Source organism: Streptomyces sp. NPDC056161, from assembly GCF_042268025.1.
Taxonomy (GTDB): Bacteria; Actinomycetota; Actinomycetes; order Streptomycetales; family Streptomycetaceae; genus Streptomyces.
In genome coordinates, this window is the sequence record NZ_JBHJUV010000007.1 from 184,730 (window position 1) to 211,439 (window position 26,710).

21 protein-coding genes and 1 tRNA gene are annotated in these 26,710 nt (G+C 72.9%); 11 read left to right on the forward strand and 11 right to left on the reverse strand.

Annotated elements, in window-relative coordinates:
- Nucleotides 1-189: 189 nt before the first annotated feature.
- The 5 genes from ACFC09_RS09380 (at nucleotide 190) to ACFC09_RS09400 (ending at nucleotide 6,357) form a co-directional block, all read left to right on the forward strand.
- On the forward strand, nucleotides 190-993 hold the full coding sequence (locus ACFC09_RS09380) for an MIP/aquaporin family protein (RefSeq protein ID WP_376525294.1): 804 nt from the start codon (nucleotides 190-192) through the stop codon (nucleotides 991-993).
- Nucleotides 994-1,079: 86 nt separating this feature from the next.
- Nucleotides 1,080-2,618 carry a glycerol kinase GlpK gene (gene glpK, locus ACFC09_RS09385; protein WP_376525296.1) on the forward strand — a complete coding sequence of 513 codons (1,539 nt, stop codon included), beginning with the start codon at nucleotides 1,080-1,082 and terminating at the stop codon, nucleotides 2,616-2,618.
- 9 nt (nucleotides 2,619-2,627) lie between these two features.
- On the forward strand, nucleotides 2,628-4,250 hold the full coding sequence (locus tag ACFC09_RS09390) for an FAD-dependent oxidoreductase (protein ID WP_376525298.1): 1,623 nt from the start codon (nucleotides 2,628-2,630) through the stop codon (nucleotides 4,248-4,250).
- Between the two features lie 113 nt (nucleotides 4,251-4,363).
- Entirely contained in the window at nucleotides 4,364-5,035 is a 672-nt protein-coding gene (locus ACFC09_RS09395) for a FadR/GntR family transcriptional regulator (protein ID WP_376525300.1), read from the forward strand.
- Nucleotides 5,036-5,352: 317 nt separating this feature from the next.
- On the forward strand, nucleotides 5,353-6,357 hold the full coding sequence (locus ACFC09_RS09400) for a PAC2 family protein (protein WP_376525302.1): 1,005 nt from the start codon (nucleotides 5,353-5,355) through the stop codon (nucleotides 6,355-6,357).
- 39 nt (nucleotides 6,358-6,396) lie between these two features.
- On the opposite strand, the gene ACFC09_RS09405 is transcribed toward ACFC09_RS09400, so the two are convergent.
- From ACFC09_RS09405 to ACFC09_RS09425, 5 genes are all read right to left on the reverse strand, one after another.
- Nucleotides 6,397-7,356 carry an SMP-30/gluconolactonase/LRE family protein gene (locus ACFC09_RS09405; RefSeq protein ID WP_376525304.1) on the reverse strand — a complete coding sequence of 320 codons (960 nt, stop codon included), beginning with the start codon at nucleotides 7,354-7,356 and terminating at the stop codon, nucleotides 6,397-6,399.
- Between the two features lie 454 nt (nucleotides 7,357-7,810).
- Nucleotides 7,811-9,040 carry a cysteine--1-D-myo-inosityl 2-amino-2-deoxy-alpha-D-glucopyranoside ligase gene (mshC, locus tag ACFC09_RS09410; RefSeq protein ID WP_376525306.1) on the reverse strand — a complete coding sequence of 410 codons (1,230 nt, stop codon included), beginning with the start codon at nucleotides 9,038-9,040 and terminating at the stop codon, nucleotides 7,811-7,813.
- 197 nt (nucleotides 9,041-9,237) lie between these two features.
- On the reverse strand, nucleotides 9,238-10,071 hold the full coding sequence (locus tag ACFC09_RS09415) for an SCO1664 family protein (protein ID WP_376525308.1): 834 nt from the start codon (nucleotides 10,069-10,071) through the stop codon (nucleotides 9,238-9,240).
- Nucleotides 10,035-10,625, reverse strand: coding sequence for a DUF3090 domain-containing protein (locus ACFC09_RS09420; RefSeq protein ID WP_376525310.1), 591 nt, complete (start codon nucleotides 10,623-10,625; stop codon nucleotides 10,035-10,037). Before ACFC09_RS09420 ends, ACFC09_RS09415 begins: the two co-directional genes overlap by 37 nt.
- 87 nt (nucleotides 10,626-10,712) lie before the next feature.
- Nucleotides 10,713-11,399, reverse strand: a complete 687-nt coding sequence (locus ACFC09_RS09425; RefSeq protein WP_376525312.1) for a histidine phosphatase family protein — start codon at nucleotides 11,397-11,399, stop codon at nucleotides 10,713-10,715.
- Between the two features lie 86 nt (nucleotides 11,400-11,485).
- Between ACFC09_RS09425 and corA the strand changes: the two genes are divergently transcribed.
- Complete coding sequence (corA, locus tag ACFC09_RS09430; RefSeq protein ID WP_376525313.1) at nucleotides 11,486-12,481, forward strand: magnesium/cobalt transporter CorA; 996 nt, start codon at nucleotides 11,486-11,488, stop codon at nucleotides 12,479-12,481.
- 24 nt (nucleotides 12,482-12,505) lie between these two features.
- Here the strand turns inward: corA and ACFC09_RS09435 are convergent, their stop codons facing one another.
- Together ACFC09_RS09435 and ACFC09_RS09440 are read right to left on the reverse strand one after the other, a co-directional pair.
- Entirely contained in the window at nucleotides 12,506-13,294 is a 789-nt protein-coding gene (locus ACFC09_RS09435) for a ferritin-like domain-containing protein (protein WP_376525315.1), read from the reverse strand.
- A 313-nt stretch (nucleotides 13,295-13,607) separates the two neighbouring features.
- Complete coding sequence (locus tag ACFC09_RS09440; protein ID WP_376525316.1) at nucleotides 13,608-14,663, reverse strand: LLM class F420-dependent oxidoreductase; 1,056 nt, start codon at nucleotides 14,661-14,663, stop codon at nucleotides 13,608-13,610.
- Nucleotides 14,664-14,986: 323 nt separating this feature from the next.
- Here ACFC09_RS09440 and ACFC09_RS09445 point away from each other — a divergent pair, with 323 nt between their 5' ends.
- Both ACFC09_RS09445 and ACFC09_RS09450 read left to right on the forward strand, forming a co-directional pair.
- Nucleotides 14,987-15,970 carry an aldo/keto reductase gene (locus ACFC09_RS09445; protein WP_376525318.1) on the forward strand — a complete coding sequence of 328 codons (984 nt, stop codon included), beginning with the start codon at nucleotides 14,987-14,989 and terminating at the stop codon, nucleotides 15,968-15,970.
- On the forward strand, nucleotides 15,967-18,351 hold the full coding sequence (locus ACFC09_RS09450) for a helix-hairpin-helix domain-containing protein (RefSeq protein WP_376525320.1): 2,385 nt from the start codon (nucleotides 15,967-15,969) through the stop codon (nucleotides 18,349-18,351). Before ACFC09_RS09445 ends, ACFC09_RS09450 begins: the two co-directional genes overlap by 4 nt.
- Before the next feature lie 111 nt (nucleotides 18,352-18,462).
- Here the strand turns inward: ACFC09_RS09450 and ACFC09_RS09455 are convergent, their stop codons facing one another.
- Nucleotides 18,463-19,203, reverse strand: a complete 741-nt coding sequence (locus ACFC09_RS09455) for a hypothetical protein (RefSeq protein WP_376525322.1) — start codon at nucleotides 19,201-19,203, stop codon at nucleotides 18,463-18,465.
- A 47-nt stretch (nucleotides 19,204-19,250) separates the two neighbouring features.
- On the opposite strand from ACFC09_RS09455, the gene ACFC09_RS09460 reads away from it, so the two are divergent.
- Nucleotides 19,251-19,439 (forward strand): DUF5703 family protein, encoded by a 189-nt coding sequence (locus ACFC09_RS09460; RefSeq protein WP_005485166.1) that lies wholly within the window; start codon nucleotides 19,251-19,253, stop codon nucleotides 19,437-19,439.
- An 88-nt stretch (nucleotides 19,440-19,527) separates the two neighbouring features.
- On the opposite strand, the gene ACFC09_RS09465 is transcribed toward ACFC09_RS09460, so the two are convergent.
- The 3 genes from ACFC09_RS09465 to ACFC09_RS09475 form a co-directional block, all read right to left on the reverse strand.
- Nucleotides 19,528-20,355, reverse strand: coding sequence for a chaplin family protein (locus tag ACFC09_RS09465; protein WP_376525325.1), 828 nt, complete (start codon nucleotides 20,353-20,355; stop codon nucleotides 19,528-19,530).
- A gap of 150 nt (nucleotides 20,356-20,505) precedes the next feature.
- Entirely contained in the window at nucleotides 20,506-20,739 is a 234-nt protein-coding gene (gene chpH / locus ACFC09_RS09470) for a chaplin ChpH (RefSeq protein WP_376525327.1), read from the reverse strand.
- A gap of 154 nt (nucleotides 20,740-20,893) precedes the next feature.
- Nucleotides 20,894-22,219, reverse strand: coding sequence for a M20/M25/M40 family metallo-hydrolase (locus ACFC09_RS09475; protein ID WP_376525328.1), 1,326 nt, complete (start codon nucleotides 22,217-22,219; stop codon nucleotides 20,894-20,896).
- A gap of 201 nt (nucleotides 22,220-22,420) precedes the next feature.
- Here ACFC09_RS09475 and ACFC09_RS09480 point away from each other — a divergent pair.
- Both ACFC09_RS09480 and ACFC09_RS09485 read left to right on the forward strand, forming a co-directional pair.
- Nucleotides 22,421-22,505 (forward strand) — tRNA-Leu (locus ACFC09_RS09480).
- 275 nt (nucleotides 22,506-22,780) lie between these two features.
- On the forward strand, nucleotides 22,781-26,668 hold the full coding sequence (locus ACFC09_RS09485; protein WP_376525329.1) for a Pls/PosA family non-ribosomal peptide synthetase: 3,888 nt from the start codon (nucleotides 22,781-22,783) through the stop codon (nucleotides 26,666-26,668).
- Nucleotides 26,669-26,710 lie beyond the last annotated feature (42 nt).

Sequence of the window (26,710 nt, forward strand, 5' to 3'; positions counted from 1 at the left end):
CCCCTTGACGCCCGCATGACGCCAGAGCGAGACTCCCGTCCATCGGTCGGCATTGTCGAACAGCTACCGGCAATACACGCTAGAGTGTCGCAACGCCAAGGGCCGGCAACGCCCTCACCCCGAGGGCACCAGAACCCCCGGCGGGACCCGGGGTTCGGCTTCCCTGGACGAAGGACAAAGGAGTCGCGGGTGTCCAGCTCCGACATCTTCATCGGCGAGACCATCGGTACCGCCATACTCATCCTGCTCGGCGGCGGCGTATGCGCCGCCGTCACGCTGAAGGCATCAAAGGCCCGCAACGCCGGCTGGCTCGCCATCTCCTTCGGGTGGGGCTTCGCGGTGCTCACGGCGGTCTACACCTCGGCGCCGCTGTCCGGCGCCCAACTCAACCCGGCCGTGTCGCTCGCTCTCGCGATCACGAACGACGACTTCGCCGACCTCCCCACGTACCTGGGCGGTCAGCTGCTCGGCGCCATGATCGGTGCCGCACTGGTCTGGGTGGCCTACTACGGCCAGTTCCACGCCCATCTGACCGACCGGGAGATCGTCGGCGGTCCCGGCGCCCAGGACACGGCCAGCGCGCCCGTCAAGTCCGTCGAGGCCGAGGAGACCGCGGCCGGTCCGGTCCTGGGCATCTTCTCCACCGGTCCGGAGATCCGGAACGCGGTGCAGAACCTGGCCACGGAGATCATCGGCACGCTGGTACTGGTCCTCGCCATCCTCACCCAGGGTCTGAACGACAAGGGCAACGGCCTCGGCACCGTCGGCGCCCTGATCACCGCGCTGGTGGTCGTCTCCATCGGTCTGTCCCTGGGCGGCCCGACCGGCTACGCCATCAACCCGGCCCGTGACCTCGGCCCGCGCATCGTGCACGCCCTCCTGCCCCTTCCCAACAAGGGCGGCTCCGACTGGGGCTACGCCTGGATCCCGGTGGCCGGTCCGCTGATCGGCGGCGCCATCGCTGCAGGCATATACAACGTCGCATTTGCTTAGAAGCACCGCGCTTCCCGGAAGCCCCACGCCTCACAGCACGCGCCGTCCGCCGGCCCCCTCACCCACGGAACCTCCAGGAGCACACAGTGACCGACGCCCACACCGCTGGCCCCTTCATCGCCGCGATCGACCAGGGCACGACCTCCAGCCGCTGCATCGTCTTCGACCGGGACGGCCGTATCGTCTCGGTCGACCAGAAGGAGCACGAGCAGATCTTTCCGAAGCCGGGCTGGGTCGAGCACGACGCCAACGAGATCTGGACCAACGTCCAGGAGGTCGTCGCCGGAGCCATCGAGAAGGCCGGCATCACCCGCGACGACATCAAGGCCATCGGCATCACCAACCAGCGCGAGACCACCGTGCTGTGGGACAAGAACACCGGTGAGCCCGTCCACAACGCCATCGTCTGGCAGGACACCCGCACCGACGCCCTGTGCAAGGAACTGGGGCGCAACGTCGGCCAGGACCGTTTCCGCCGCGAGACCGGTCTGCCGCTCGCCTCCTACTTCGCCGGCCCCAAGGCCCGCTGGCTGCTCGACAACGTCGAGGGGCTGAAGGAGCGCACCGCGGCGGGCGACATCCTCTTCGGCACCATGGACACCTGGGTCATCTGGAACCTGACCGGCGGTGTCGACGGCGGCAGGCACGTCACCGACGTCACCAACGCCTCCCGCACGCTGCTGATGAACCTGCACACGATGCAGTGGGACGACAAGATCGCCGAGTCCATCGGCGTGCCGAAGCAGATCCTCCCCGAGATCCGCTCGTCCGCCGAGGTCTACGGCGAGGTCACCGGCGGCCGGCTCGGCGAGCTGCTGGGCGGCATCCCGGTCGCCTCCGCGCTCGGCGACCAGCAGGCGGCGCTGTTCGGCCAGACCTGTTTCTCCGAGGGCGAGACCAAGTCCACCTACGGCACCGGCACCTTCATGGTGATGAACACCGGCGACAAGATCATCAACTCGTACGCCGGTCTGCTCACCACGGTCGGCTACAAGATCGGCGAGCAGCCGACGGTGTACGCCCTGGAGGGCTCGATCGCCGTCACCGGGTCGCTGGTGCAGTGGATGCGCGACCAGATGGGCCTGATCTCCACCGCCGCCGAGATCGAGACGCTGGCGCTCTCGGTCGAGGACAACGGAGGCGCCTACTTCGTACCGGCGTTCTCCGGTCTGTTCGCGCCGCACTGGCGCTCCGACGCGCGCGGCGTGATCGCCGGCCTGACCCGGTACGTCACCAAGGCGCACCTGGCCCGCGCCGTCCTGGAGGCCACCGCCTGGCAGACCCGGGAGATCGCGGACGCCATGACGAAGGACTCCGGGGTCGAGCTGTCCACCCTGAAGGTCGACGGCGGCATGACCGCGAACAACCTGCTCATGCAGACCCTCGCCGATGTGCTGGACGCGCCGGTGGTGCGCCCGATGGTCGCCGAGACGACCTGCCTGGGCGCCGCCTACGCCGCCGGTCTCGCCGTCGGTTTCTGGACCAACACCGAGGATCTGCGCGCCAACTGGCGCCGGGCCGCCGAGTGGACCCCCCGCATGGACGCGGAGACCCGCGACCGTGAATACAAGAACTGGCTCAAGGCCGTCGAGCGGACCATGGGCTGGATCGAGCACGAGGAGTAAGCACCCGACATGACCAGTCAGCCCGCCCTGCAGTCCGTGCCTGCCCTGGGAACGCGCCCGGCCTCGGGCGCGAGTCCCAGTCGCGCCGAGACCCGGGAACAGCTCGCCAAGGCGTCCTACGACCTTCTCGTGATCGGCGGCGGCATCCTGGGCATCTCCACCGCCTGGCACGCCGCGCAGTCCGGCCTGCGGGTGGCCCTGGTCGACGCCGGCGACTTCGCCGGTGCCACCTCGTCCGCCTCCTCCAAGCTGCTGCACGGCGGTCTGCGCTACCTGCAGACCGGCGCGGTGAAGCTGGTGGCGGAGAACCACTTCGAACGCCGCGCGGTCTCCCGCCAGGTGGCCCCTCATCTGGCGAACCCGCTGACCTTCTACCTCCCCGTGTACAAGGGCGGCCCGCACGGTGCCGCGAAGCTCGGGGCGGGTGTGTTCGCGTACTCGGCGCTGTCGGCGTTCGGGGACGGCGTGGGCCATCTGCTCTCCCCGGCGAAGGCCGCGCGGGACGTGCCGGAGCTGCGGACCGAGAACCTGCGGGCCGTGGCCGTGTACGGCGACGACCAGATGAACGACGCGCGCATGGCGCTGATGACCGTCCGCGCGGCCGTCGAGGCGGGTGCCGTGGTCCTCAACCACGCCGAGGTCACCGGGCTGCGCTTCACCAGGGGCCGGGTCACCGGCGCCGAGCTGACGGACCGGCTGTCCGGCGACGAGTTCGGTGTGAGCGCCCGGCTGGTGCTGAACGCGACCGGCCCGTGGGTCGACCACCTGCGCGCGATGGAGGACCCGCACGCCGCGCCGTCGATCCGGCTGTCGAAGGGCGTGCACCTGGTGCTGCGGCGCACCGCGCCCTGGAAGGCCGCGCTCGCCACCCCGATCGACAAGTACCGCATCACCTTCGCCCTCCCCTGGGAGGACATGCTGCTGCTCGGCACGACCGACGAGGCGTACGAGGGCGATCCGGCGGACGTCGCGGTCACCGAGAAGGACACCGCCCAGATACTCTCCGAGGCCGCGATCTCCGTCCGTGACCAGCAGCTCGACCGGGATCTGATCACCTACGCCTTCGCCGGTCTGCGGGTGCTGCCGGGCGGTCCCGGCGACACCGCAAAGGCCAAGCGGGAGACGGTGGTGACCGAGGGCAAGGGCGGCATGCTGTCCGTCGCGGGCGGCAAGTGGACCACCTTCCGGCACATCGGCCGTACGGTCATGAAGAAGCTGGAGGCGCTGCCGGGCCATCCGCTGGGCGAGGACGTCGAGCCGGTCTCGGCGCTGCCGCGGAAGCTGCCGCTGCCCGGCGTGGCCAATCCCCGTGCGGTCGCGCACCGGCTGCTGGTGGACCGTCCGGCGCCGGGTTCGCGGATGGCCGCGGACACGGCGCGGCACCTGGCCACCCACTACGGTTCGCTGGCCTTCGACATCGCGCGTCTGGCCAACGACGACCCGGAGCTGGCCGAGCGCGTCCACCCCGACGCGCCGGAGATCTGGGCGCAGGTGGTGTGGGCCCGGGACCACGAGTGGGCCGAGACACCGGACGACGTGCTGCGCCGCCGTACGACGCTGACGATCCGCGGCCTGGCCACCGACGAGGTGCGGGCCAAGGTCGGTGACCTGCTCGGCAAGAAGCCGGTGTAGGCGCGCTTCCCTCGGTCAGGGCGGCGGCTCCGCTCCGGTGGGACCGCCGCCGTTCGGGTGCCCCCATAATGTGGCTGAGACATCGGATGTCTGAGCGTTCAGGGAGGCCCGTCATGGCAGTCACCGATGAGGCGATCGAGAAGATCAAAGACATGATCGTCTCCGGTGCGCTGCGCCCCGGCGACCGGCTGCCGAAGGAGAGCGAACTCGCCGCCGAGCTGGGGCTGTCCCGCAACTCGCTGCGGGAGGCGGTGCGCGCGCTGTCGCTCATCCGGATCCTGGACGTGCGTCAGGGCGACGGCACCTACGTGACCAGTCTCGACCCCCAGTTGCTGCTGGAGGCGATGAGCTTCGTCGTGGACTTCCACCGCGACGACACGGTCCTGGAGTTCCTGGCGGTGCGCCGGATCCTGGAGCCGGCCGCGACGGCGATGGCCGCGTCGCGGATCAGCGAACAGCAACTGGACGCGCTGTCGGCCCAGTTGGACGCGCTGGGTGCCGCGCCCTCGGTGGAGGAACTGGTCGCCGGTGACCTGGAGTTCCACCGCGGGATCGTGCAGGGCTCGGGGAACTCGGTGCTGTGCTCCCTGCTGGACGGCCTGTCCGGGCCGACCACCCGGGCCCGGATCTGGCGGGGCCTCACCCAGGAGGACGCGGTGGGCCGCACCCTGCGCGAGCACCGGGCGATCCTGGCCGCGCTGCGCGACCGGGACGCGGAGGCGGCGCGGTCCTGGGCGACCGTGCACATCGCGAGCGTGGAGCAGTGGCTGCGGTCCTCTCTGTGACTTCGCGGGGGTGCCGCGTGACTTCGCGGGGGTGCCGCGGGTCGTGCGGGCGGTCCGGCCGCCGCCGGTACGTCGGCCGCCGGCGCGTGTGACCGCTCGCGCGGTTCCCCGCGCCCCTGGGTCTGTCCGCCGGTCCCCCGCTCGCTCGTGCGGCGGAGCGCAGCCGGGTCTGCCGCCACCCGGTGACGGCGGGGTGTTCCCGGGCGGCGAACCGGGCAGTGATCCGTTCACTCCCCCGTGCAAGGGGGCTGCGGGCGTCCTTGCCGGACGCCGTAAGGTTGGGACGTACGCGAGGGCACGTCGGAAGGAGGCGCTGGGTGATCGAGCTGGAGGGAGTTCCCGAGCTGATCGACCCAGTCATGGTGGCCGCGTTCGAAGGCTGGAACGATGCCGGCGACGCCGCCTCCACCGCGGTCGCTCACCTGGAGCGGGAGTGGAAGGGCGAGGTGTTCGCGGCGCTGGACGCCGAGGACTACTACGACTTCCAGGTGAACCGGCCCACGGTGTTCATGGAGGACGGCGTGCGGAAGATCACGTGGCCGACGACCAGACTGTCGGTGGTCCGGGTGGGCGGCGACAAGCCGCGTGACCTGGTGCTGATCCGCGGTATCGAGCCGTCGATGCGCTGGCGCTCGTTCTGCAACGAGCTGCTGGGGTTCGCGCACGAACTGGGCGTCGAGATGGTGGTCATCCTGGGCGCGCTGCTCGGCGACACGCCGCACACGCGTCCGGTCCCGGTCAGCGGGGGCACGTCCGACCCGGATCTGGCCGGCCGCATGGATCTGGAGGAGACCAAGTACGAGGGTCCGACGGGCATCGTGGGCGTGCTCCAGGAGGCGTGCACGCACGCGGGTGTCCCGGCGGTCAGCCTGTGGGCGGCCGTGCCGCACTACGTGTCGCAGCCGCCCAACCCGAAGGCGACGCTGGCCCTGCTCAACCGCCTGGAGGACCTGCTCGACCTGCGCATTCCGCTGGGCGAGCTGCCGGAGGACGCGCGTGCCTGGCAGGTGGGCGTGGATCAGCTGGCGGCCGAGGACAGTGAGGTCGCCGAGTACGTCCAGACGCTGGAGGAGGCGCGGGACACCGCCGAGCTGCCGGAGGCGACGGGCGAGGCCATCGCCCGGGAGTTCGAGCGCTATCTGCGGCGCCGGGACGTCAACCCGCCCGGCGGGCACGCCACGGCGGACGGCGGGGAGGGCCCGTCGTCGCCTCCGTACCGGCGGCAGGACAATCCGCCGGGCCGGTCCCGGCCGCCCCGGCCGCCGAAGCCGGGCGGCTCCGGGAGCCCGGACAACGACGACGAGGACACCTCGGAGGACTGAGCGGGGGCGGTGCGCGACAGGCGTACCGCCCCCGCCGCGTCAGGCGTCGACGGCGGTCACGGAGTACGTCGTGTCCGGTGCCGGCGGCGTGGTGAACCGGGCGTTGGGCAGGTAGAGCCTGCCCCGGTGGGCGGCGACGGTGGTCGGTACGTCGAAGCCGGGTGCGGTGATGCGCCGCCGGAAGGCGCCGCTGCGGCCGTCGGGTGCCAGCCGGAAGACGTCGATCGCGTTCTGCCGGTTCTGGACGACGTACAGGGTGCGGCCGGTGACCAACAGGCCGTCGCCGTTGGTGAGCGGTGCCGCGTCCCCGAGGTCGACGGTCCCGGTGCGGCCGGTGGCCGTGTCGATCCGGTGCAGCAGGCCGACGCCGCTCTGCACCACGAGGAGCGCGGAGCCGTCCGGGGTGCGGGCGATGCCGTTGGCGTTGACCGCGCCGCCGGGCGTCTGGACCCAGTCGCCCGCCAGGGGCAGCCGGACGACGCCGTCGGGCCCCGGCAGGGCGCCGTTCGGGCCCAGCGGCAGGGCGTACAGGACGGGCTGGTAGGAGTCGGTGAACCAGGCGGCCCGCTCGGTCAGCACCACGTCGTTGGCGAAGCTGGGGGTGGTGGCGGCGAGGGTGTACGAGGCGAGGGTGGCGCCGCTGCGGGCGTCCACCACCCGGGCGCCGGACTGCCGTCCCGCGATGAACAGCCGTCCCCGGCCGTCGAGTTCGAGGCCGACGGCGGGGGTGCCGGGCCCGGTGGCGATGATCCGGCCCGTGCCCGTGCGCAGGTCGGCGCGGTAGACGGAGCCGTCGGCGAGGGAGCCCAGGTAGGCGTAGGGGCCCGCGCCGATGGCGATGCCCTCCGGCTGCCAGCCGTTCGGCAGCGGGATCGTGGTGGGCCATGGGGCGGCGTCGGCGGGCGCTGCGAGGGCCGTCGCGGCGGCCGTGGCCGCGGCGACGGTGAGCAGCCGGCGGCGGGTCGGGTGTGATGCGAAGGAGCGGTGTAAGGGTGGCACGGGGTCACCTTCCGCGAGGGGACCGGCAGTTGGCCGGTCCACAGTCGACTGTCGCGTCCACCTCAGCACAGCTTCCGCCGCCGTCACAGCCCCGCCGTCACAGCCCACGGCCGGTGAGCGGCGAGGGGCGCACGGCTTCGGACGGCCGGCGGCACGGCCTGACGCGCCCTCACGATCCCGGAGCCGGGCGTGCCCCGCGCCGAGCCCGGCAGCCCGGCGTGCTCACGGCGCCGCGTGCGCCCGCCACGGGCCGCCGTGCCCGGCGCACCGGCAGTACCGCGCCGGCAGTACCGCGCCGGACGGGCGGCAGCACGACGTCCGCCGCACCTCAGAGCGGCAGCACGACGCCCGCCGCACCTCACGTCCTCGCACGGCCCGGCGTGCCCGGCGTGGCAGCACCACGCGGGCCGCGCCGGACCTGGTCACCCCACCGTGCCCGCCATGCCCGGCGTCCTCACAACGCCACGCCCAGCAGGGCGTCCACGGCGCGTGAGACGACGCCGGGGGCGCCCGGGTCCGTACCGCCGTGTTCCTGCTGGGCGGCGGCCCAGCGGTCGACGGCGGCCAGCGCGGCCGGGGCGTCGAGGTCGTGCGCGAGGGCGTCGCGGATCTCCTCGACGAGTGCCTCGGCGGCCGGCCCGTCCGGCCGGGACACGGCGGCGCGCCAGCGGCCGAGCCGGGCCACCGCGTCCGCCAGCACCTGGTCGGTCCACTCCCAGTCGGACCGGTAGTGGTGGGCGAGGAGGGCGAGCCGGATCGCGGCCGGGTCGACTCCGTCGCGGCGCAGTCGGGAGACGAAGACGAGGTTGCCCTTGGACTTCGACATCTTCTCGCCGTCGAGGGCGACCATGCCGGCGTGGACGTACGCCTTGGCCATGGGGAACTCGCCGGTCAGCACCTGGGCGTGCGAGGCGCCCATCTCGTGGTGCGGGAAGGCGAGGTCGGAGCCGCCGCCCTGCACGTCAAAGCCCATGCCGAGGTGGTCCAGGGCGATGGCGACGCACTCGATGTGCCAGCCGGGGCGTCCGGGGCCCAGCGAGCCGCCGTCCCAGCTGGGCTCGCCGTCGCGGGCGGCCAGCCACAGCATCGGGTCGAGCGGGTTCTTCTTGCCGGGGCGGTCCGGGTCGCCGCCGCGTTCGGCGGACAGCAGCCGCATGGCGGCGGCGTCGAGGCGGGAGACGCTGCCGAAGTGCGGGTCGGACTCCACGGAGAAGTAGATGTCGCCTTCGAGGTCGTAGGCGGCGCCCAGGTCCCGCAGGCGTTCGACGAGCGGCACGATGCCGGGTATGGCCTCGACGGCTCCGATGTAGTGCTTCGGCGGCAGCATCCGCAGGGCGGTCATGTCCTCGCGGAACAGGGTCGTCTCCTGCTCGGCGAGGGCGACCCAGTCGACGCCGTCCCGCTGTGCGCGCTCCAGCAGCGGATCGTCGACATCGGTGACGTTCTGGACGTAGTGCACCTGCCGCTTCGTGTCGAGCCACACGCGTTGGACGAGGTCGAACGCGTTGTAGGTCGCCGCGTGCCCCATGTGGGTCGCGTCGTACGGGGTGATCCCGCAGACGTAGAGACGGGCGACGGGACCGGGGACCAGGGTGACCGGACCGCCGGTCGCGGTGTCGTGGAGCCTCAGGTCGCGGCCCTGACCGGGCAGGGCGGGGACTTCGGAAGCGGGCCAGGCATGCATGTACATGAGACTAACCGGCGGCAGGTTCGGTGTACGAACCGGACCAGGCCGGATGGCCGGAAAGGCGATCTTGCGTCTGGTCGGCCGGTGTGCTTCACCGCCGACGACGGGTCAACGGGTCAACGGGTCAACGGGTCGACGGATCGGCGGATCGGCGGATCAACGGATCGGCGCGGCGGGTCGGGCGCGGCGGGCCGCTACACGGGCGGCCAGGGGATGGCCGGCCACTCGCCGCTCGGCTCCGGGTGCTTCCCGGAGACCAGCAGCGCGTCGACACGCGCGCGTGTGGCCGCCAGTTCCGCCGTGGTGATCAGCCGGGTCAGCCGGCCGCCGAGCGCGCCGTCGTCGTCCAGGGCGTCCCGCAGACCCCCGAGGACGTCGACGGCCTCGGCGGTGAGCGGTTCGCCCGCCCACCCCCACAGGAGCGTCCGCAGCTTGTTCTCGGCGTTGAAGGTGACCCCGTGGTCGATGCCGTAGAGCCGGCCGTCGGTGGTCGGCAGCAGATGGCCGCCCTTGCGGTCGGCGTTGTTGATCACCGCGTCGAGGACGGCGAGGCGGCGCAGCCGTTCGTCGTCGGCGTGCACGAGCAGCGCCGTGCGGTCCTCGTCGACCTGGGCGAAGCCGATCGCCTTCCAGCCCGCCTCCGGCTCCTCGGTGTCCACGAGGGCGAGCAGTTCGGCGTCGGGGGTCGCCTCGATCCACAGCTGGCACATGCCCTCGCCGTAGGGCCCGTCCCGCAGGACGGTGGGCGGCACGAGGCCCCAGCCGGTCGCCTCGGAGACCTCGTAGGCGGCCACCTCGCGCGCGGCGAGGGTGCCGTCGGGGAAGTCCCACAGGGGGCGCTCACCGGCGACCGGCTTGTAGACGCAGGCGGCCTCCTGGCCGTCGTACGCGATCGTGCAGAACAAAGCGGCGTTGGACGCCTCGCGGATGCGGCCACGCACCGTCAGCTCGCCGTCGGCGAGCAGTTCGGCGGAGCCGGCGGCGGGGGGCGTCACGCTCCGCGGCGGTATCCGTTCTGGCGCGGACATACGTGTCCTTCCGGATCGAGCGGCAGGCTGCACAGCGGGCACGGCGGCCTTCCGGCGTTGACGACGTCGAGGGCGCGTTTGGCGAAGGCCCTGGCCTGCGCGCCGGTGAGCCGGACCCGCAGCATCGGGGGTCCGTTCTCCTCGTCCTGGAGGAGTCGTTCCTCGGCCTCCGCGAGATCCTCGTCGGAGTCGGCGTCCAGTTCGACCAGCGCCTGGGCCTCGACGATCATGCGCTGTTCGTCGCCGTCCCAGGCCAGAGCCATGGTGCCGACGCGGAACTCCTCCTCGACAGGGGTGTCCAGCGGGGCGGTGTCCGAGACCTCGGTGGGGGCAACCGCGGGTACCGGCGCGCTGCCGCCGCTACGGCGTACGACCTCGTCGAGCAGCTCGTCCATGCGCTCCGCGAGCGCGGCGACCTGGGTCTTCTCCAGGGCCACGCTGGTCACCCGGGGGCCGGCGGAAGCCTGGAGGAAGAACGTACGGCGCCCGGGCAGTCCGACCGTACCGGCCACGAAGCGGTCCGGGGGGTCGTAGAGGAACACCTGACGGGACACGTCCTGTCTCCATTGAATTCGAGTATGCGTGAAGGTCCATGTGCGCACGCGATGATGTCAACCGCTTCACCCTACTGCGCCCGACGATCACGGTGCGCCCGCACCGCCACCGACCGGAGCGTCTTCCCCCGGGGGTTCCTCGCGGGGTACAAGGGAGGCGAAATCCCCGGTTTCACCCAGGCGAACGAGAAACGGCCTGAGCTGTGTGTAGCGGATCACGGTGACGGAGCAGGGGTCGACCGAGATCCGCTGGAAGAGGTCGAGGTGCAGGCCGAGCGCGTCCGCGACGAGCGACTTGATGACGTCGCCGTGCGAGCACATCAGGTAGACGGCGTTCTCGCCGTGGTCGCGCTCCACGCGCGCGTTCCATTCGCGCACGGCTTCGGCGGCGCGGGTCTGCATGGCCCGCATGGACTCCCCGCCGGGGAAGGCGGCGGCCGACGGGTGTGCCTGGACGACGCGCATCAGCGGCTCGTCGTTCAGTTCGGCGAGTTTGCGGCCGGTCCAGTCGCCGTAGTGGCACTCCCCGATCCGCTCGTCGGTGTGCGCGCTCAGGCCGGGCCGGGCGTCCAGCAGCGGCTGGAGCGTCTCCTGGCAGCGTTGCAGGGGGCTGGTGACCACCTCGGCGAGGGGCAGCGCGGCGAGGCGGCCGGGCAGCGCGGCGGCCTGCGCGGCGCCGCGCTCGTCCAGGGCGACACCCGGCGTCCAGCCGGCGAGCACGCCCGCGGTGTTGGCGGTGGAACGTCCGTGCCTTACGAGGATCAGCGTGGGCATGCGGCCCAGGGTAGGCGCCCGCCCGGTGTGCCGGGGCACCGGTGCCGCGAAGTGCGCCGGGGCGGGCACGACGGGAGAATTCCTGCGTGATCGTCGACTGCGCCATCTACCGCGACGGGCACCGCACGGAGAGCCCGCAGGACTTCTCCGATGCTCTGGCCGAGGCCCGCGCGCGGGGTGACAGTTTCCTGTGGATCGGGCTGTACGAGCCGACGGAGCGGGAGTTCGACCTGGTCACGGAGGAGTTCGGGCTGCACCCGCTGGCCGTCGAGGACGCCTTGAAGGCGCATCAGCGGCCCAAGCTCGACGTGTACGAGGACTCGCTGTTCGTGGTCCTCAAGCCGGTGACGTACGAGCCGGAGGACGACACCGTCACCTCCGGGGAGCTGATGATCTTCCTCGGCGACTCGTTCGTGGTGACCGTACGGCACGGTGCGGCCTCGCCGCTGGCCGGCATCCGGCGCCGGCTGGAGCAGCGGCACGACATGCTGCGGCACGGCCCCACGGGGGTGCTGTACGCGATCACCGACGCGGTCGTCGACCACTATCTGGAGGTGGCGGCCGAGCTGACCGGCGACCTGGAGGAGCTGGAGGCGGAGGTGTTCTCGCCGACCGGCGGCTCGGGGTACACGGCGTCGCGGATCTACGGCTTCAAGCGGCAGGTCATGGAGTTCCGCCGGGCCACCGTCCCGCTGTCGACGCCGCTGACCCGGCTCGCGGGGCTGGGTCCGTTCGTCGAGTCGGTGCCGTTCGTGCGGGAGCAGTCGCGCCCGTTCTTCCGGGACGTCAACGATCACCTCATGCGCGTGAACGAGTCCGTGGAGGGCCTGGACCGGCTGGTGTCGGACATCCTGTCGGCGCATCTGGCGCAGATGAGCGTCCGGCAGAACGACGACATGCGGAAGATCTCCGCGTGGGCGGCGATGGCCGCGATCCCCACGATGATCGCGGGGATCTACGGCATGAACTTCCAGCACATGCCGGAGTTGCACTGGCTGTGGTCGTATCCCGCGGTGATCGCGGTGATGGGGTTCCTCGAAGTGGTGCTGTACCGGACGTTCAAGCGGCGCGGATGGATGTGACCCGGCGCCGCCGGGGCCGTGCCGTCAGGCGAATTCGGGTGCGGTGCCCGCCGGGCCGCCCAGGGCGTCGCGGTGCTCGGGCATCCGCAGGGACACCATCCGGCGCCAGCCCGCCGCCCGCTCGTAGCCGTAGACGGCGTGGATGCCGGCCGTGAGCAGCGCGGACCTGGTCGTCGACCAGCCGAGGATGCGTCCCATGTGGGCCATGACGGCGAGGCTGACGTCCCGGTAGATCCGGATCTCGGCCAGTGCGCACGTGCGCAGGGCGTGCCGGATGGCGGGGCCGTGGCCGGCCCGGGCGAGGCGCAGCAGTTCCTCGTGGCAGTAGGCGAGGTGGTTGTCCTCGTCGTTCGAGATCATCCTGACCGCGCGGCCGACGTCCGGGTGGTCGCCGAAGTACGTGCGCAGCATCCTCATCTGCTCGGCGGCGCGCTGCTCGGTGACCCGGCTGTGGGCGAGGTAGACGACGATGTCCTGCACCGTGAGCGGCTGCTCGGCCTTCAGTTTCTCGTGGGCGAGTCCGATGCCGTGGCGTTCCAGGAGCATGGTGTAGTCGGTCTCGGGCGGGACCGGGACGGGCCGCAGTCCGCGCCTGTTCATCAGTGCGTTGAAGATGCGCCCGTGTTTGTCCTCGTCGGCACCGTGCCGGGTGATCTTGGGGGCGAGTGCGCGTTCGCTCCGCGGTACCAGTGCGGCGATCCGCGCGTTCTCCCAGCCGCCCTGTGCCTCACCGCTGGCCGCGATGGAGCAGAACAGCCGGAAGGACTCGTCGTCGTCGAGGATCTCCTGGAACAGGGTCTTCGCCGAAAGCATCGTGGGCACCTCTCTGCAGGATGCGCGGGTCCCGCGGCGGGCTCCGCCCGGTTTCCGGGTCCGCCGGGATTCCGGGTCCGCCGGGATTCCGTGTCCGCCGGGTTTCCGTGGTATTCCGCAGAGAACGAGTCAAATGCCGTACAGAGGGTGCTGCAACAGGTGTGGCGGCCGACTGCGCCGAACGGATGAGCGGCGGGTCCCGGCGGGGGCGCGTAACCGCGCGGCCCCGGTCGCGTTGTTACGCGTGACGGCCGTGGCGGGGAGACCCCGAGCCCCCACCACGGCCGCGGACGGTCCCCCCGGGGACGTTCCCCTAGCCGAGGCCGGCGCGCTCCAGTGCCTCCGTGCCGGCCCGCAGGGAGGCGAGCCGCTCGTCGAGCGTGAAGCCCGCCGGGTTGACGGTGAGAGTGGTGACACCGGCCGCGGCATAGGCCCGCATGCGGTCGGCGATGCGGTCGACGGAGCCGAGCAGCGTGGTGCGGTCGATCAGGTCCTGCGGGACGGCGGCCGCGGCGGCCTGCTTGTCGCCGGAGAGGTACTTGTCCTGGATCTCGGCGGCTTCCTTCTCGTAACCCATGCGCTGGGCGAGCTGGTTGTAGAAGTTCTGCCTGCGGCTGCCCATGCCACCGACGTACAGGGCCGTGAAGGGGCGGAAGACGTCGGCGAGCCGGGGCACGTCCTTGTCGTCGCCGACGGCGATCGGCAGGGTCGGGCAGACGTCGAACCCGTCGAACCCCTTGCCCGCCTTCTCGCGCCCGGCGCGCAGGTGGGCGACGGCCGTCTCCTCCAGGTGGTCGGCCGAGGGGAGGATGAGCAGCGCCCCGTCGGCGATCTCCCCGGTCTGCTCCAGGTTCTTCGGCCCGATGGCGGCGATGTAGAGCGGGATGTGCTCGCGCTGCGGGTGCACGGTCAGCTTGATCGGCTTGCCGGGGCCGCCGGGCAGCGGCAGCGTCCAGTGCTCGCCCTCGTACGACAGGCGCTCGCGCGACATGGCCCTGCGTACGATCTCGACGTACTCGCGGGTCCGGGCGAGGGGCTTGTCGAACTTGACCCCGTACCAGCCCTCGGAGACCTGCGGGCCGGAGACGCCGAGCCCGAGCCGGAAACGGCCGCCGGAGAGCGAGTCGAGGGTCGCGGCGGTCATCGCGGTCATCGTCGGCTGGCGGGCCGGGATCTGGAAGATGGCCGAGCCGACGTCGATCCGGTCGGTCTTCGCGGCGACCCAGGCCAGCACGGTGGCCGCGTCCGATCCGTACGCCTCGGCGGCCCAGCACACTGCGTAGCCCAGCCGATCGGCCTCCTGCGCCACGGCCAGATTGTCCGCGTCCATCCCGGCACCCCAGTACCCGAGGTTGATCCCGAGCTGCATGGCCGATTCCCCTTACCCGTGAGTAACGTCCCTGTTCCGCAGACCCTAGCGCGCACCGGGCGCGAAAGGCAGGGCAGGCCGCGCGGAGAGATCAATGTCCCACCGGCGCGGAGGGGCACACCCGTCGGTGCCGGGGCGGGCGCCTCGCCGGCGAGCGGGCCGGAGCGCCGGCGCGACGCGGCGCCCCCACCAGGGGCCGGACCTGCCGCGCGACCCGGTCGACGGACCGGGCGGAACGGGGGTCGCGGATGGTCGGGCGGCGGGCGAAATCGGTTGTCCACAGGCACCCACGGGGCCAGTTCGGGCCAGTAGGGTCGGCGGACATGGAGCAGAGGCATCTCGGCCGTACCGGCCTGCGTGTGTCCCGGATCGGACTCGGCACCCTCACCTGGGGCCGGGACACCGACGAGCATGACGCCGCGGACATGCTGAAGGCGTTCTGGGAGGCGGGCGGGACCCTCATCGACACCGCGGACGTGTACGGCGGGGGCGAGGCGGAGTATTTGCTCGGCCAGCTCATAGAAGGGCTCGTGCCACGTCGGGACCTGGTCATCTCGACGAAGGCGGGGAGCGTACCGGACCCGGACCGCCGCTTCGACGGCTCGCGCGGCCACCTGCTCGACGCCCTCGACGCCTCCCTCGCCCGCCTCGGCACGGACTACGTCGACATCTGGCACATCCACGCCTTCGACCCGGACACCCCGCTGGAGGAGACCCTCCAGGCCCTCGACCTGGCCGTCAGCAGCGGCCGGGTGCGCTACGCGGGCGTCTCCAACTTCTGCGGCTGGCAGCTCGCCAAGGCCGCCACCTGGCAGTTGTCGGCACCGAGCAGCCGCACCCGGCTGGCGAGCACGCAGATGGAGTACTCGCTGCTCCAGCGCGGCGTCGAGCGCGAGGTGCTGCCCGCCGCCCTGGACCTGGGCGTCGGGCTGCTGCCGTCCTCGCCGCTCGGCCGCGGCGTCCTGACCGGCAAGTACCGCAAGGCGACTCCCCCGGACTCGCGCGGCGCCTCCGAGCACCTGGCGCCGTTCGTCGCGCCGTACCTCGACGACACCGCGAGCCGGATCGTGGACGCCGTGGCGACGGCCGCGGACGGACTCGCGGTGACCCCGCTCCAGGTCGCCCTCGCCTGGGTCCGGGACCGTCCCGGCGTGGCCGCCCCGGTCATCGGCGCGCGCAACGCGCAGCAGCTCACGGCGGCTTTGTCAGTGGAGGCCCTTAGTCTTCCTGACGAGATCTGCCGGGCACTCGACGATGTGTCGGCACCTCTGCACCGCTATCCCGATCACGACTGGAGCACGCTGTGAGCACGGACCCGGAGACCACGGAGGAAGCCCGGCCGGGACCGGGGGCGTCGGACGCCGCGCCGGACACGGACGGGACGCACGGCGCGGGACCGGACGCGGACGGGACGGACAGCGCGGACACGGACGGGACGCGGAGCGCGGGGTCCTCGGACGGGACGCAGGGCGAGGAGACGGGCGTCGCGTCGCCCGGGGCCGCGGCCGGGAGCGGGGAGCAGGCCGCCGAGGACGCGGCCCAGCGGTCCGAGGCCGCGGCGGAACTCGCCGCACAGCAGGTCGAGCGGGAGCGGATCGAGCGGCGCAAGGCGGAGAAGAAGGGGCCGATCGAGAGCGGCGGCGGACTCAGCGGCTCCGCGGCCGAGCTGCTCGCGGCCGTACGGGCGGTGGAGAGCGGGGCGCGGCCCGTGCTCGCGGTCCCCGACGAACCGGAGCCCGTGCCGGCACGGCCGACCGTCCCGGAGCCCGCCGCGCGCCCGCAGCCCTCCCCCGTCCCGGCGGCAGCACCGGTCACCACGGCACCGGTCACCGCGGCACCGGCGGCGGTCGACGCGGTGCGCGGGGTGCTGGCCGGTGGCGGCGCCCCCGAAAGCCTCGCGTCCCAGGCCGCCGCGACGCTCGGCGAGGACGCGGACGCACGGCTGCGCGCCGACCCCTGGCTGCTGCTGCGGGTCACCGGAGTACGGCCGGAGCAGGCCGACGGGTTCGCGCGGGCGCTGCTCGGGGCCGAGTGCCGTCCCGACGACGAGCGGCGGAGCCGGGCGCTGACCGTCTGGCTGCTGGAGCAGGCGGCCCTGTCCGGGCACACCGCGCTGGAACTGTCCGCGCTGACCGCCGCGCTGGCCCAGCGGGGTGTGCCGGATCCGGACGCGGCCGTGCAGGACGCGCTCGACCAGGGCGAGGTCCTTGTCTTCCAGGACGCCCTGGAGGAGCCGACAGCCGCGGCCCGGCCTCGGTCGGCGGCACAGCCGGAGGCGGACGCGGACGCCGGGGTCGCGGAGGACGCCGAGGGCCCGGACGAGGACGGCGCGCAGGAGCGGCCCGTGCGGGTCCTGGCCGGCCTGGAGCGGTATGCGCTCGCCGAGGAGAGCCTCGCCGACGGCCTGGCCCGTCTGGTCAACTCCGTACCGAAGCAGGACGGCCCCGCCGAGTCGTGGGAGCGGGCGGCCGGTGCCGTGCGGGGTTCGGCGGGCGAGCTGATCGGGGCGGTCGCCGCACACGGTCTCGTGCTGCACACCGGCGGCCACGCCTCCCTCGTCGACCCGGCCCGCCTGCTGCACGCCGCGTCCGCGCTGGGCCTGCGGGCCTGGGCCGCCGCGCACACGGACGGTGGCCGCGAGGAGTGCGCGGCGCTGGTCGCGGGCTTCGGCCGGCCGGACGGGCCGGCGCAGGCGGAGGCGCAGGCGCAGGCGGTGGCGGAGGCGGCCGGCTGCGGGGTCGCGACCGTGGCGGGGCTGCTGGCGGACACCGAGGGACCGGGGCGGGACGCGGACGGCGCCCTGGACCTCGACCTGCTGGTCGTGCTCGACGCGCCCCGGCTCGATGTCGAGACCGCCGCCCTGCTGGTGGAGTCGATGCCGGACGGGGCCCGGCTGGTGCTGGCCGGGGATCCCGGCGTGCTGTGGTCGGCCGGGCCCGGACGGGTCTTCGCCGACCTGCTCACGGCCCGGACGTGCCCGCAGGTCGCCTCCCGCGTGCCCGACCCCGGGCCGCTCGGCGAACTCGTGTCCGGTATCGGCGTCGGCGAGCTGAGCCAGGTGGCGGCGCCCGGCAAGGAGATCGTGATCGTGCCGGTGCGGGACGCGGGCGAGGCCGTGCACCGGACGGTGCAGTTGGTCGCGGACTCGGTGCCGCGGGCCATCGGCGTCCCGGCCGAGCAGACGGTGGTGATCACGCCGGTCCACGGCGGGGCGGCCGGTACCCGGGCGCTCAACACGGCGCTCAAGGAACGGCTCAACCCGGGTCCCGGCCGCTTCGGCGGCTTCGACCCCGGCGACCGGGTCGCCTACTCCCCCGCTCCCGGTCGTACGCTCCCCGGCGAGGTGGTGCGGGCCGACGCCGAGGGACTGCATCTCTCCTGCTCGGGAGCGCCGGTCGTGGTGGCGCGGGAGCTGGTGGAGCGGTCCGTGCGGCACGGGTGGGCGCTGACCGCGCACCAGGCCGCGGGCGGCCGGTGGCCCGCGGTGGTCGTGGTGCTGCCCGGTGATGCCGCGCAGGCGCTCAGCAGGCCGTGGGTGTACACGGCGTTCGGCCGGGCCGAACGCCATCTGTCCGTGGTGCACGGGGTCGAGCAGGCACTGCCGAGAGCGGTCGCCGAGATCCAGGCCAAGCCTCGGACGACCCGCCTGCCGGCCCTGCTGCGCGCCCAGCTCCCGGCGGAGGGCTGACAGCAGCCCCGGCGTGCGGGGCCCGGCATCGCGGGGCGCGGCGGCGGACACGGCGGTGCCGCACGGGTCTCACGCCCGTGCGGCACCGGGGTCGGCCGGGGGCCGGTGGGATCAGCGATCCGCGTCCAGGGGTTCCAGGTCCTCGTCCTCGTCGCCGTCCAGGTCGAGTTCGTCCTCAAGGTCGTCGTCGGCCTCGCGTTCGTCGTCGGCTTCGTCGGCTTCGTCGTCGTCATCGTCGTCATCGTCGTCATCGTCGAAGACGGCGCTGACGTCGAAGCGGCAGACCACCCGCTGCGGATCGATCTGTTCGAACGGTGCCTCCAGCCAGTCACCGGGTTCGGCGGGCTCGTCCGCCGCGGTCACCCACAGCGTCGAATCGCCCTCCTCCAGGCCGAACTCCTTGTGCCGGGAGGCGATCTCGTCCGGTTCGAACTCCCCGAAGAGGACTCCGAGCGCCCCGTGCACCGTGCCGGCGGCGTCCGCGCCCGCGCCGTCCTCGTACTCCGCCGCCTCGACCCGCTGGGCCTGCGCCAGCAGCCGCTGCGGCTCCGCCACGGAGTAGTCGCGGCGGATCAGCACGCTCAGGGCGTTCGGCTCCTCGGGTCCCGCGTACGGCGGCAGCGAGTCTTCCGTGCCGGGGATCTCGAAGGGCGTGACCTCGTCGTAGCGGTCGTAGAGCAGCTCGTCGTAGGTCTCGGCGGCCGCCGCGAGCTGATTGAACGCCTCGTAGACGACCGGATCGTCCTCACCCGACCTGCGTTCGACCGCCGCCAGGTGGCGGTCGAGCGCGGTCTTGACCGCCTCGGCGGCGGCGCGTACCTCGGCAGCGGTGGGCTGCACAGCATCAGACATAGTGCAGACGCTATCCGTACCCGGCCCCAGCCCGCACAATAGATGCGATGCCGGAATACGAATTTGTCGACGTGTACGTCCCGCGCGGGGTGTCCCGCAAGGACGCCACGCGTCTCCTGACGGACCATGCCGAGTACGGACACTGGGAGTTGGACCGACTGAGCCTGCTGCGCGACGGCAGCCGCAGGGTGCGGCTGCGCCGGCGGATCATCCGCCAGGTGCGTGCCACGTGGTGAGACAGGCAGCTGAGAGTTGAGACAGGCACATGAACGGAGCGGGCCCCGGGTGCGGGGCCCGCTCCGTTTCACCCCCTCTGTCCGCGTCTCAGGCCGAGGCCCGCGCCCTGCGGTACAGCACCGTGCCGGCCAGCAGCGCCCCCGCGCTCATCGGGAGCGCGAAGCCGATCGGCAGGTCACTCCCGGTGTTCGCGAGCTGCGCGAAGCTGCCCTGCGGGCGGGTCCCCGAGGTCCCGGTGACCGACGTGCCGCCACCGGTGGCGGGCGGGGCGCTCGGCGTACTCGGGTGACCGGGTGTGCCAGGTGTCCCGGGGTGGCCCGGAGTGCCAGGAGTGTCCGGACGGCCGGGTGTACCGGGCTCGCCGGGTGTTCCGGGGTGGCCCGGCTGACCGGGCTTTCCGGGCGGTGTCGTTTCGTGACCGCCCTCGGGAGGCGTTCCGTGACCGCCGCCCGGCGGCGTCGCGTGGCCGCCCCCCGTGCCACCACCGTTGGCGCAGTGGTTGCCCGTGGCCGCGTTGCCGACTCCGATGACGTCGACGCTGTTGCCGCACACATTGACCGGCACGTCGACCGGCACCTGCACCGTGTTGCCGGAGCCCACGCCCGGCGAGTCCTCGGTGTGTCCGCCCGCGTGCGTGCCCCCCGAGCCGCCGTGGCCGCCCGTCGCGCCGCCGCCTCGGTCGGCGCAGGTGTTGCCCATCGCCGGGTTGAGGACCCCGACGACGTTCACGGTGTTGCCGCAGACGTTCACCGGCATGTGCACGGGCACCTGGACGGTGTTGCCTGACAGCACACCGGGTGAGTGTGCGGCGGCGCCGTGCGCCGACGAGTCCGCGTGGGCGCTGCCGCTCGCGGCGGCGAGCGCTCCGGTCGCCGCCGCCATGGTGAGCAGGCTCTTGCGTGTGCCCTGTCGCATGGTTGAAACCCCCCTGTCCTTCTGATCTGTATGGTCAGATCTCTTCGAATCTGTGCCGGGTCGGATTCCCCGGGGAGAAAACCGGTCGGGCCCCGCGCGCCGGGCGCGCGCGCCGGGGCCGACGAAGGGACGCCCCTCAGGAAATCGACGTCACTTGTTGACGCAGGTGTTGCCGAAGGTGGGGTTCAGCAGTCCGATCACCGAGATGGTGTTGCCGCAGACGTTCACCGGGACGTGCACGGGCACCTGGATGACGTTGCCGGAGACGACACCCGGGGAGTGCACGGCGGCGCCCTGGGCACCGGAGTCGGCGACGGCCAGGCCCGCGCCGGCCAGAACGAGACCACCAGTGGCAGCCGCAGCGGCGACGACCTTCTTGAGCATTATTCCTCCTTGTTGGCAAAAGCGATCCCAGCTGCGGACCGCATCACGTGTAACGAGGAGGGAGTAATGGAGCTACGAGCTTATCGTCGGATTCACTCGTCCCAGTGGTTTCCGTACGGGTGACTGAATTCGCCATCGTCGCCCGGACCGTCGTTCAGGACGCGTCGATGAACCGGTCGAGCACCCGCACGCCGAACCGCAGCCCGTCCACCGGGACCCGCTCGTCGACGCCGTGGAACATGCCCGCGAAGTCCAGCTCCGGGGGCAGCTTGAGGGGCGCGAAGCCGAAGCCGCGGATGCCCAGGTCGTCGAAGGACTTGGCGTCCGTGCCGCCGGACAGCATGTAGGGGATCGCCTTGGCGGCCGGGTCCTCGGCGACCAGCGCGGACTGCATGGCCGCCACCAGGGGGCCGTCGAAGCCGGTCTCCAGGGCCTTGTCGGAGTGCACGTCCTCGCGCCGCACCTTCGGCCCGAGGATCCGGTCGAGGTCGCCGAGGAACTCCTCCTCGAACCCGGGCAGGAACCGCCCGTCGACGTGCGCGGTGGCCTCGCCCGGAATGACGTTGACCTTGTACCCGGCGTCCAGCTGGGTGGGGTTGGCGGTGTTGCTCAGGGTCGCGCCGATGAGTTTGGCGATGCCGCCGAGCTTGGCGAGCGTCGCCTCCATGTCCTCCGGGTCCAGCTCGGTGCCGAGCGCGTCGCCAAGTTCGTCGAGGAAGGCCCGGGTGGTCTTGGTGACCCGCACCGGGAACCGGTGCCGGCCCACCCGGGCGACCGCCTCGGACAGCTCGGTGATCGCGTTGTCCCGGTGGATCATCGAACCGTGCCCGGCGGTGCCGGCCACGGTCAGCTTCATCCAGTGCATGCCCTTCTCGGCCGTCTGGATCAGATACAGGCGGCGCTGCTCGCTCACGGTGAACGAGAACCCGCCGACCTCGCTGATCGCCTCGGTGACGCCGTCGAACAGCGCGGGATGGTTGTCGACCAGCCAGCGGGCGCCGTAGGTGCCGCCGGCCTCCTCGTCCGCGAGGAAGGCCAGCACGATGTCCCGCGGTGGCCGCCTGCCGCTGCGCAACCGGTCGCGCACGACGGCCAGCGTCATGGCGTCCATGTCCTTCATGTCCACGGCGCCGCGCCCCCAGACGCAGCCGTCCGTGACCTCCCCGGAGAACGGGTGGTGGGTCCAGTCGTCGGCGTTGGCCGGTACGACGTCGAGGTGGCCGTGGATCAGCAGGGCCGGCCGGGACGGGTCCTCGCCCTCGATGCGGGCCACGGTCGAGGCGCGCCCCGGATGCGACTCGAAGATGCTCGGCTCCAGGCCGACCTCCGCGAGCTTCTCGGCGACGTACTCGGCGGCCTTGCGTTCACCCGGGCCCGAGTGGTCGCCGTAGTTGCTGGTGTCGATCTGGATCAGCTCGCGGCAGAGGTCCACGACCTCGTCCTCGCCGGTGACGCCCCTGGCCGTGTCCGTCTCGCTCACGCTGGTTCCTCCCGCGGTGTCGCTGCTGGTGGTTCCCCCTCATCCTCCCTCGCCCCCGCTCGTGCCCCAAGCCCGGATCCGCCCCGTCACAGGGCGTTCACGCGGCCCCGGACGCGGGAACAGGGCGTGATCGGCCGACCTCGAAAGCCTGGTAGTGTTTCCCTCGTCGCCGCGGGTCGAACCCCGTGCGACGGACACCTTGTCCGGGTGGCGGAATGGCAGACGCGCTAGCTTGAGGTGCTAGTGCCCTTTATCGGGCGTGGGGGTTCAAGTCCCCCCTCGGACACATGAGATGAGTGAAGGCCGCGACCCTTGGGTCGCGGCCTTCACTCGTCGTGTGTGGGCCATGTCTCGTTCGACGCCCGGACCGGCAGGTCACCGCGGTGCGCCCGGTCCGGCGAGGCGCACGGACAGCCCACCCGAGTGGCCGGACAAGAGGGTGACACCTAGCGTCGTACTAGAATTTACCGCTTGTTCACGCGCTGGAGTCGGACAACCCCAGGCAGACCTGCGGGCCCGCCAGCGCCCCGGAGGGTTCCGGGACCTAGACGCGAGGACCCGATGGCAGCCATACACGAGGGCAGTGCTCTCGGTCTGCTCGACGAAGAGACCGGCGACGCGTTCGCGGCGGAGATCCGTGCGCGGATGGCCGAGCGGGCACGGTTCACCGCGGGCCGCGCGGCGCCGCCGCGCACGCTGGTCGACGTGTTCGACGCGTCGGTGCGCGCGCATCCGGACGAACTCGCCCTGGACGACGGCACCGAGCAGCTCACGTACCGCGCGCTGGCGGCGCGGGTCGAGCGACTGCGGCAGCGGCTCGCGGACGCCGGGGTCGGCCTCGGGGACCGCGTCGGCGTACGGGTTCCCTCGGGCACCAACGACTTGTACGTGGCCGTCCTCGCGGTCCTCGCGGCGGGCGCAGCGTACGTGCCCGTCGACGCCGAGGACCCGGACGAGCGGGCCGAGCTGGTGTTCGGCGAGGCGGAGGTGGGCGCCGTCGTCGGGGCCGGGCACCGGATCACCGCCCACGGCTCCCCCTCGGGTTCCGCCGCCGCGCGCCCCGGCGCCGGGCAGGACGCCTGGATCATCTTCACCTCCGGCTCCACCGGCAGGCCCAAGGGCGTCGCCGTGACGCACCGCAGTGCCGCCGCGTTCGTGGACGCCGAGGCGGCCCTGTTCCTCGCCGAGGAGCCCATCGGGCCCGGTGACCGGGTGATGGCCGGGCTGTCCGTGGCGTTCGACGCGTCCTGCGAGGAGATGTGGCTGGCCTGGCGGCACGGGGCCTGTCTGGTGCCCGTGCCCCGGTCGCAGGTCAGGAGCGGCGCGGACCTCGGGCCCTGGCTGGTGGAGCAGGAGATCACCGTGGTGTCCACGGTGCCGACGCTGGCCGCGCTGTGGGAGCCCGAGGCCCTGAGCGACGTACGGCTGCTGGTCTTCGGCGGCGAAGCCTGCCCGCCCGAGCTGGCGCAGCGGCTGGTGACGGAGGGCCGCGAGGTGTGGAACACCTACGGGCCGACCGAGGCGACCGTGGTGACCTGTGCGGCGCTGCTGACCGGCGCGGAGCCGGTGCGGATCGGGCTGCCCCTGGACGGCTGGGAGCTGGCCGTCGTCGACGAGGCCGGCGAACCGGTGCCGATGGGCGGCAGCGGGCAGCTGGTGATCGGCGGGGTGGGTCTCGCGCGCTATCTCGATCCCGAGAAGGACGCGGAGAAGTACGCGCCGCTGGCGGCGCTGGGCTGGGAGCGGGCGTACCGCAGCGGTGACCTGGTGCGGGCCGACCCGGAAGGGCTGGTCTTCCTCGGGCGGGCCGACGAGCAGATCAAGCTCGGCGGGCGGCGGATCGAGCTGGGCGAGGTGGACGCGGCGCTCCAGGCGCTCCCGGGTGTCGCGGGCGCCGCCGCCGCGGTGCGCACCGCCCGGGGCGGCAATCAGCTCCTCGTCGGCTACGTCGTCACCCAGGACGGCTGGGACCAGGCGGCTGCGGTCGAGAAGCTGCGGGCCGCGCTGCCCGCCGCGCTGGTCCCGCTGCTCGCGCCGGTCGACGCGCTGCCGACCCGTACTTCAGGCAAGGTCGACCGGAACGCGCTGCCCTGGCCGCTCCAAGGGGTGACGGCCCCGGCGGCGGAGCTGCACGGCGTCGAGGCGTGGCTCGCCGAGCAGTGGACCGAGGTCCTGGGCATCCCGGTGACCGGTGCCGGTGACGACTTCTTCGCGATCGGCGGCAACAGCCTGGCCGCCGCCCAGCTCACCAGCCGGCTGCGCAGCCGCTACCCGGACGTCGCCGTCCTCGACGTCTACCAGCAGCCCGTGCTGCGCAAGCTGGCCCGGCGCCTGGAGGCGTCGGCGCGGGAAGAGGCACCGCGACGGACGGTGGCGCCGGTTCCGGTGCGCGCCCGCGCCCTCCAGACGCTGCTGCTCGTGCCGCTGTTCACGCTGCTCGGGCTGCGCTGGACGGTGGTGCTGGCCGCGGCCGGGAACCTGCTGCCCGGGTACGGGTTCCTGCCGACGGCACCCTGGTGGCTGCTGGCCGCCGGTGCCGTGCTGCTGTTCAGCCCGCCGGGGCGGATCGCTCTCGCCGCCGGCGGGGCGCGGCTGCTGCTGCGGGGGCTGCGGCCCGGACGGTATCCGCGCGGCGGCGGCGTCCATCTGCGGTTGTGGACGGCGGAACGGCTGGCCGAGTTCAGCGGGGCGACCGGGCTGACCGGGGCGTGGCTGGAGCGGTACGCGCGGGCGCTGGGCGCCCGGGTCGGCGCGGACGCGGACCTGCACTCGCTGCCGCCGGTCACCGGCATGCTCAGGCTGGGCCGCGGGGCGGCCGTGGAGTCCGAGGTCGACCTGTGCGGGTACTGGGTGGACGGGGACCGGCTGGAGGTCGGTGCGGTGCGGGTGGGCGCGCATGCCGTGGTCGGGACCCGGAGCGTGCTGTTCCCGGGTGCCCGGGTGGGCAAGCGGGCCGAGGTGGCGCCGGGCTCGGCCGTCACCGGGCAGGTGCCGACCGGGCAGCGGTGGGCCGGGGCGCCCGCGGTCAAGCTCGGCAAGGCCAAGCGGAACTGGCCCAAGGAGCGCCCGCAGCGCGGCACCTCCTGGCGGGTGATGTACGGCATCACCGGTGTCGTGCTGAGCGCGCTGCCGGTGACCGCGGGGGCGGCGGCGCTGCTCGTGGGCACGCTGTTCGTGCGGCCCGGTGACGGTCTGGGCGAGGCCCTGCGCGGGGCCGCGCTGGGCCTGGTCCCGGCGACGCTCGCCTTCGGGCTCGCGTACGCCCTGCTGATCGTCGTCGCCGTGCGGCTGCTGAGCCTGGGGCTGCGCGCGGGCACGTATCCGACGCACAGCCGCACCGGCTGGCAGGCGTGGACGGTCACCCAGCTGATGGACCGGTCCCGGCAGACGCTGTTCCCGCTGTACGCCGGGCTGGTCACGCCGGCGTGGCTGCGGTTGCTGGGGATGCGGATCGGCCGGGGTGCCGAGGTGTCGACCGTGCTGGCGCTGCCGAGCCTGACCACGGTGGGCGACGGCGCGTTCCTGGCCGACGACACGCTGACCGCGCCGTACGAGCTGGGCGGCGGCTGGGTGCGGATCGGGCGCGCGCAGATCGGGCGGCGGGCGTTCCTCGGGAACTCGGGGATGACCGCGCCGGGACGGCGGGTGCCGGACGGCGGGCTCGTCGGGGTGCTGTCGGCGACGCCGAAGAAGGCGAAGAAGGGCAGTTCGTACCTGGGGCTGCCGCCGGTGAAGCTGCCGCGGAGCGCGGAGGCCGGCGACCAGAGCCGTACCTACGACCCGCCGGCCCGGCTGCGCTGGGCGCGCGGGCTCGTGGAGCTGTGCCGGATCGTGCCGGTGCTGTGCTCGGCGGCGCTGGCCGTGCTGACCGCGGCGGCGCTGTGCGCGCTGGGCGGGTGGGCGCCGCTGCTGTCGGGGCTGGTGCTGCTCGCGGCGGGGCTCGCGGCGGGCGCCGGGGCGATCGTGGCGAAATGGGTGCTGGTGGGGCGGCACCGCCGCGGGGAGCACCCGCTGTGGTGCGGTTTCGTGTGGCGCAACGAGCTGGCCGACACCTTCGTCGAGGTGCTGGCGGTGCCGTGGCTGGCCGGTTATGTGCCGGGGACGCCGCTGATGACGGTGTGGCTGCGCGGGCTGGGCGCGCGGGTCGGCCGGGGCGCCTGGGTGGAGAGCTACTGGCTGCCCGAGACGGACCTGGTGACGCTGGCGGACGGGGCCACCGTGAATCGGGGCTGTGTACTGCAGACACACCTCTTCCATGACCGGATCTTGCGGACGGATACTGTGGTCCTCCGTGAGGGCGCCACGCTGGGCCCTGGCGGGATCGTGCTGCCCGGCAGCACGGTCGGGGCCCGTACGACCCTGGGTCCCGCGTCGCTCGTCATGGCCGCGGAGTCCGTCCCGGACGACACCCGCTGGCTCGGCAACCCGATCGAGGCATGGCGTCCCTGAGCGCGGGCCACCCCGAGGCGGTCGACGGTGTCCCGGCACTCA

Bases quoted from the DNA above. Each gene is read 5' to 3' on its own strand.
- ACFC09_RS09390 (WP_376525298.1), top strand. From the start codon at position 2,628: ATGACCAGTCAGCCCGCCCTGCAGTCCGTGCCTGCCCTGGGAACGCGC.
- ACFC09_RS09395 (WP_376525300.1), top strand. From the start codon at position 4,364: ATGGCAGTCACCGATGAGGCGATCGAGAAGATCAAAGACATGATCGTC.
- mshC (WP_376525306.1), bottom strand. From the start codon at position 9,040: ATGCATGCCTGGCCCGCTTCCGAAGTCCCCGCCCTGCCCGGTCAGGGC.
- ACFC09_RS09415 (WP_376525308.1), bottom strand. From the start codon at position 10,071: ATGTCCGCGCCAGAACGGATACCGCCGCGGAGCGTGACGCCCCCCGCC.
- ACFC09_RS09425 (WP_376525312.1), bottom strand. From the start codon at position 11,399: ATGCCCACGCTGATCCTCGTAAGGCACGGACGTTCCACCGCCAACACC.
- ACFC09_RS09435 (WP_376525315.1), bottom strand. From the start codon at position 13,294: ATGCTTTCGGCGAAGACCCTGTTCCAGGAGATCCTCGACGACGACGAG.
- ACFC09_RS09440 (WP_376525316.1), bottom strand. From the start codon at position 14,663: ATGCAGCTCGGGATCAACCTCGGGTACTGGGGTGCCGGGATGGACGCG.
- ACFC09_RS09445 (WP_376525318.1), top strand. From the start codon at position 14,987: ATGGAGCAGAGGCATCTCGGCCGTACCGGCCTGCGTGTGTCCCGGATC.
- ACFC09_RS09455 (WP_376525322.1), bottom strand. From the start codon at position 19,203: ATGTCTGATGCTGTGCAGCCCACCGCTGCCGAGGTACGCGCCGCCGCC.
- ACFC09_RS09460 (WP_005485166.1), top strand. From the start codon at position 19,251: ATGCCGGAATACGAATTTGTCGACGTGTACGTCCCGCGCGGGGTGTCC.
- ACFC09_RS09465 (WP_376525325.1), bottom strand. From the start codon at position 20,355: ATGCGACAGGGCACACGCAAGAGCCTGCTCACCATGGCGGCGGCGACC.
- chpH (WP_376525327.1), bottom strand. From the start codon at position 20,739: ATGCTCAAGAAGGTCGTCGCCGCTGCGGCTGCCACTGGTGGTCTCGTT.
- ACFC09_RS09485 (WP_376525329.1), top strand. From the start codon at position 22,781: ATGGCAGCCATACACGAGGGCAGTGCTCTCGGTCTGCTCGACGAAGAG.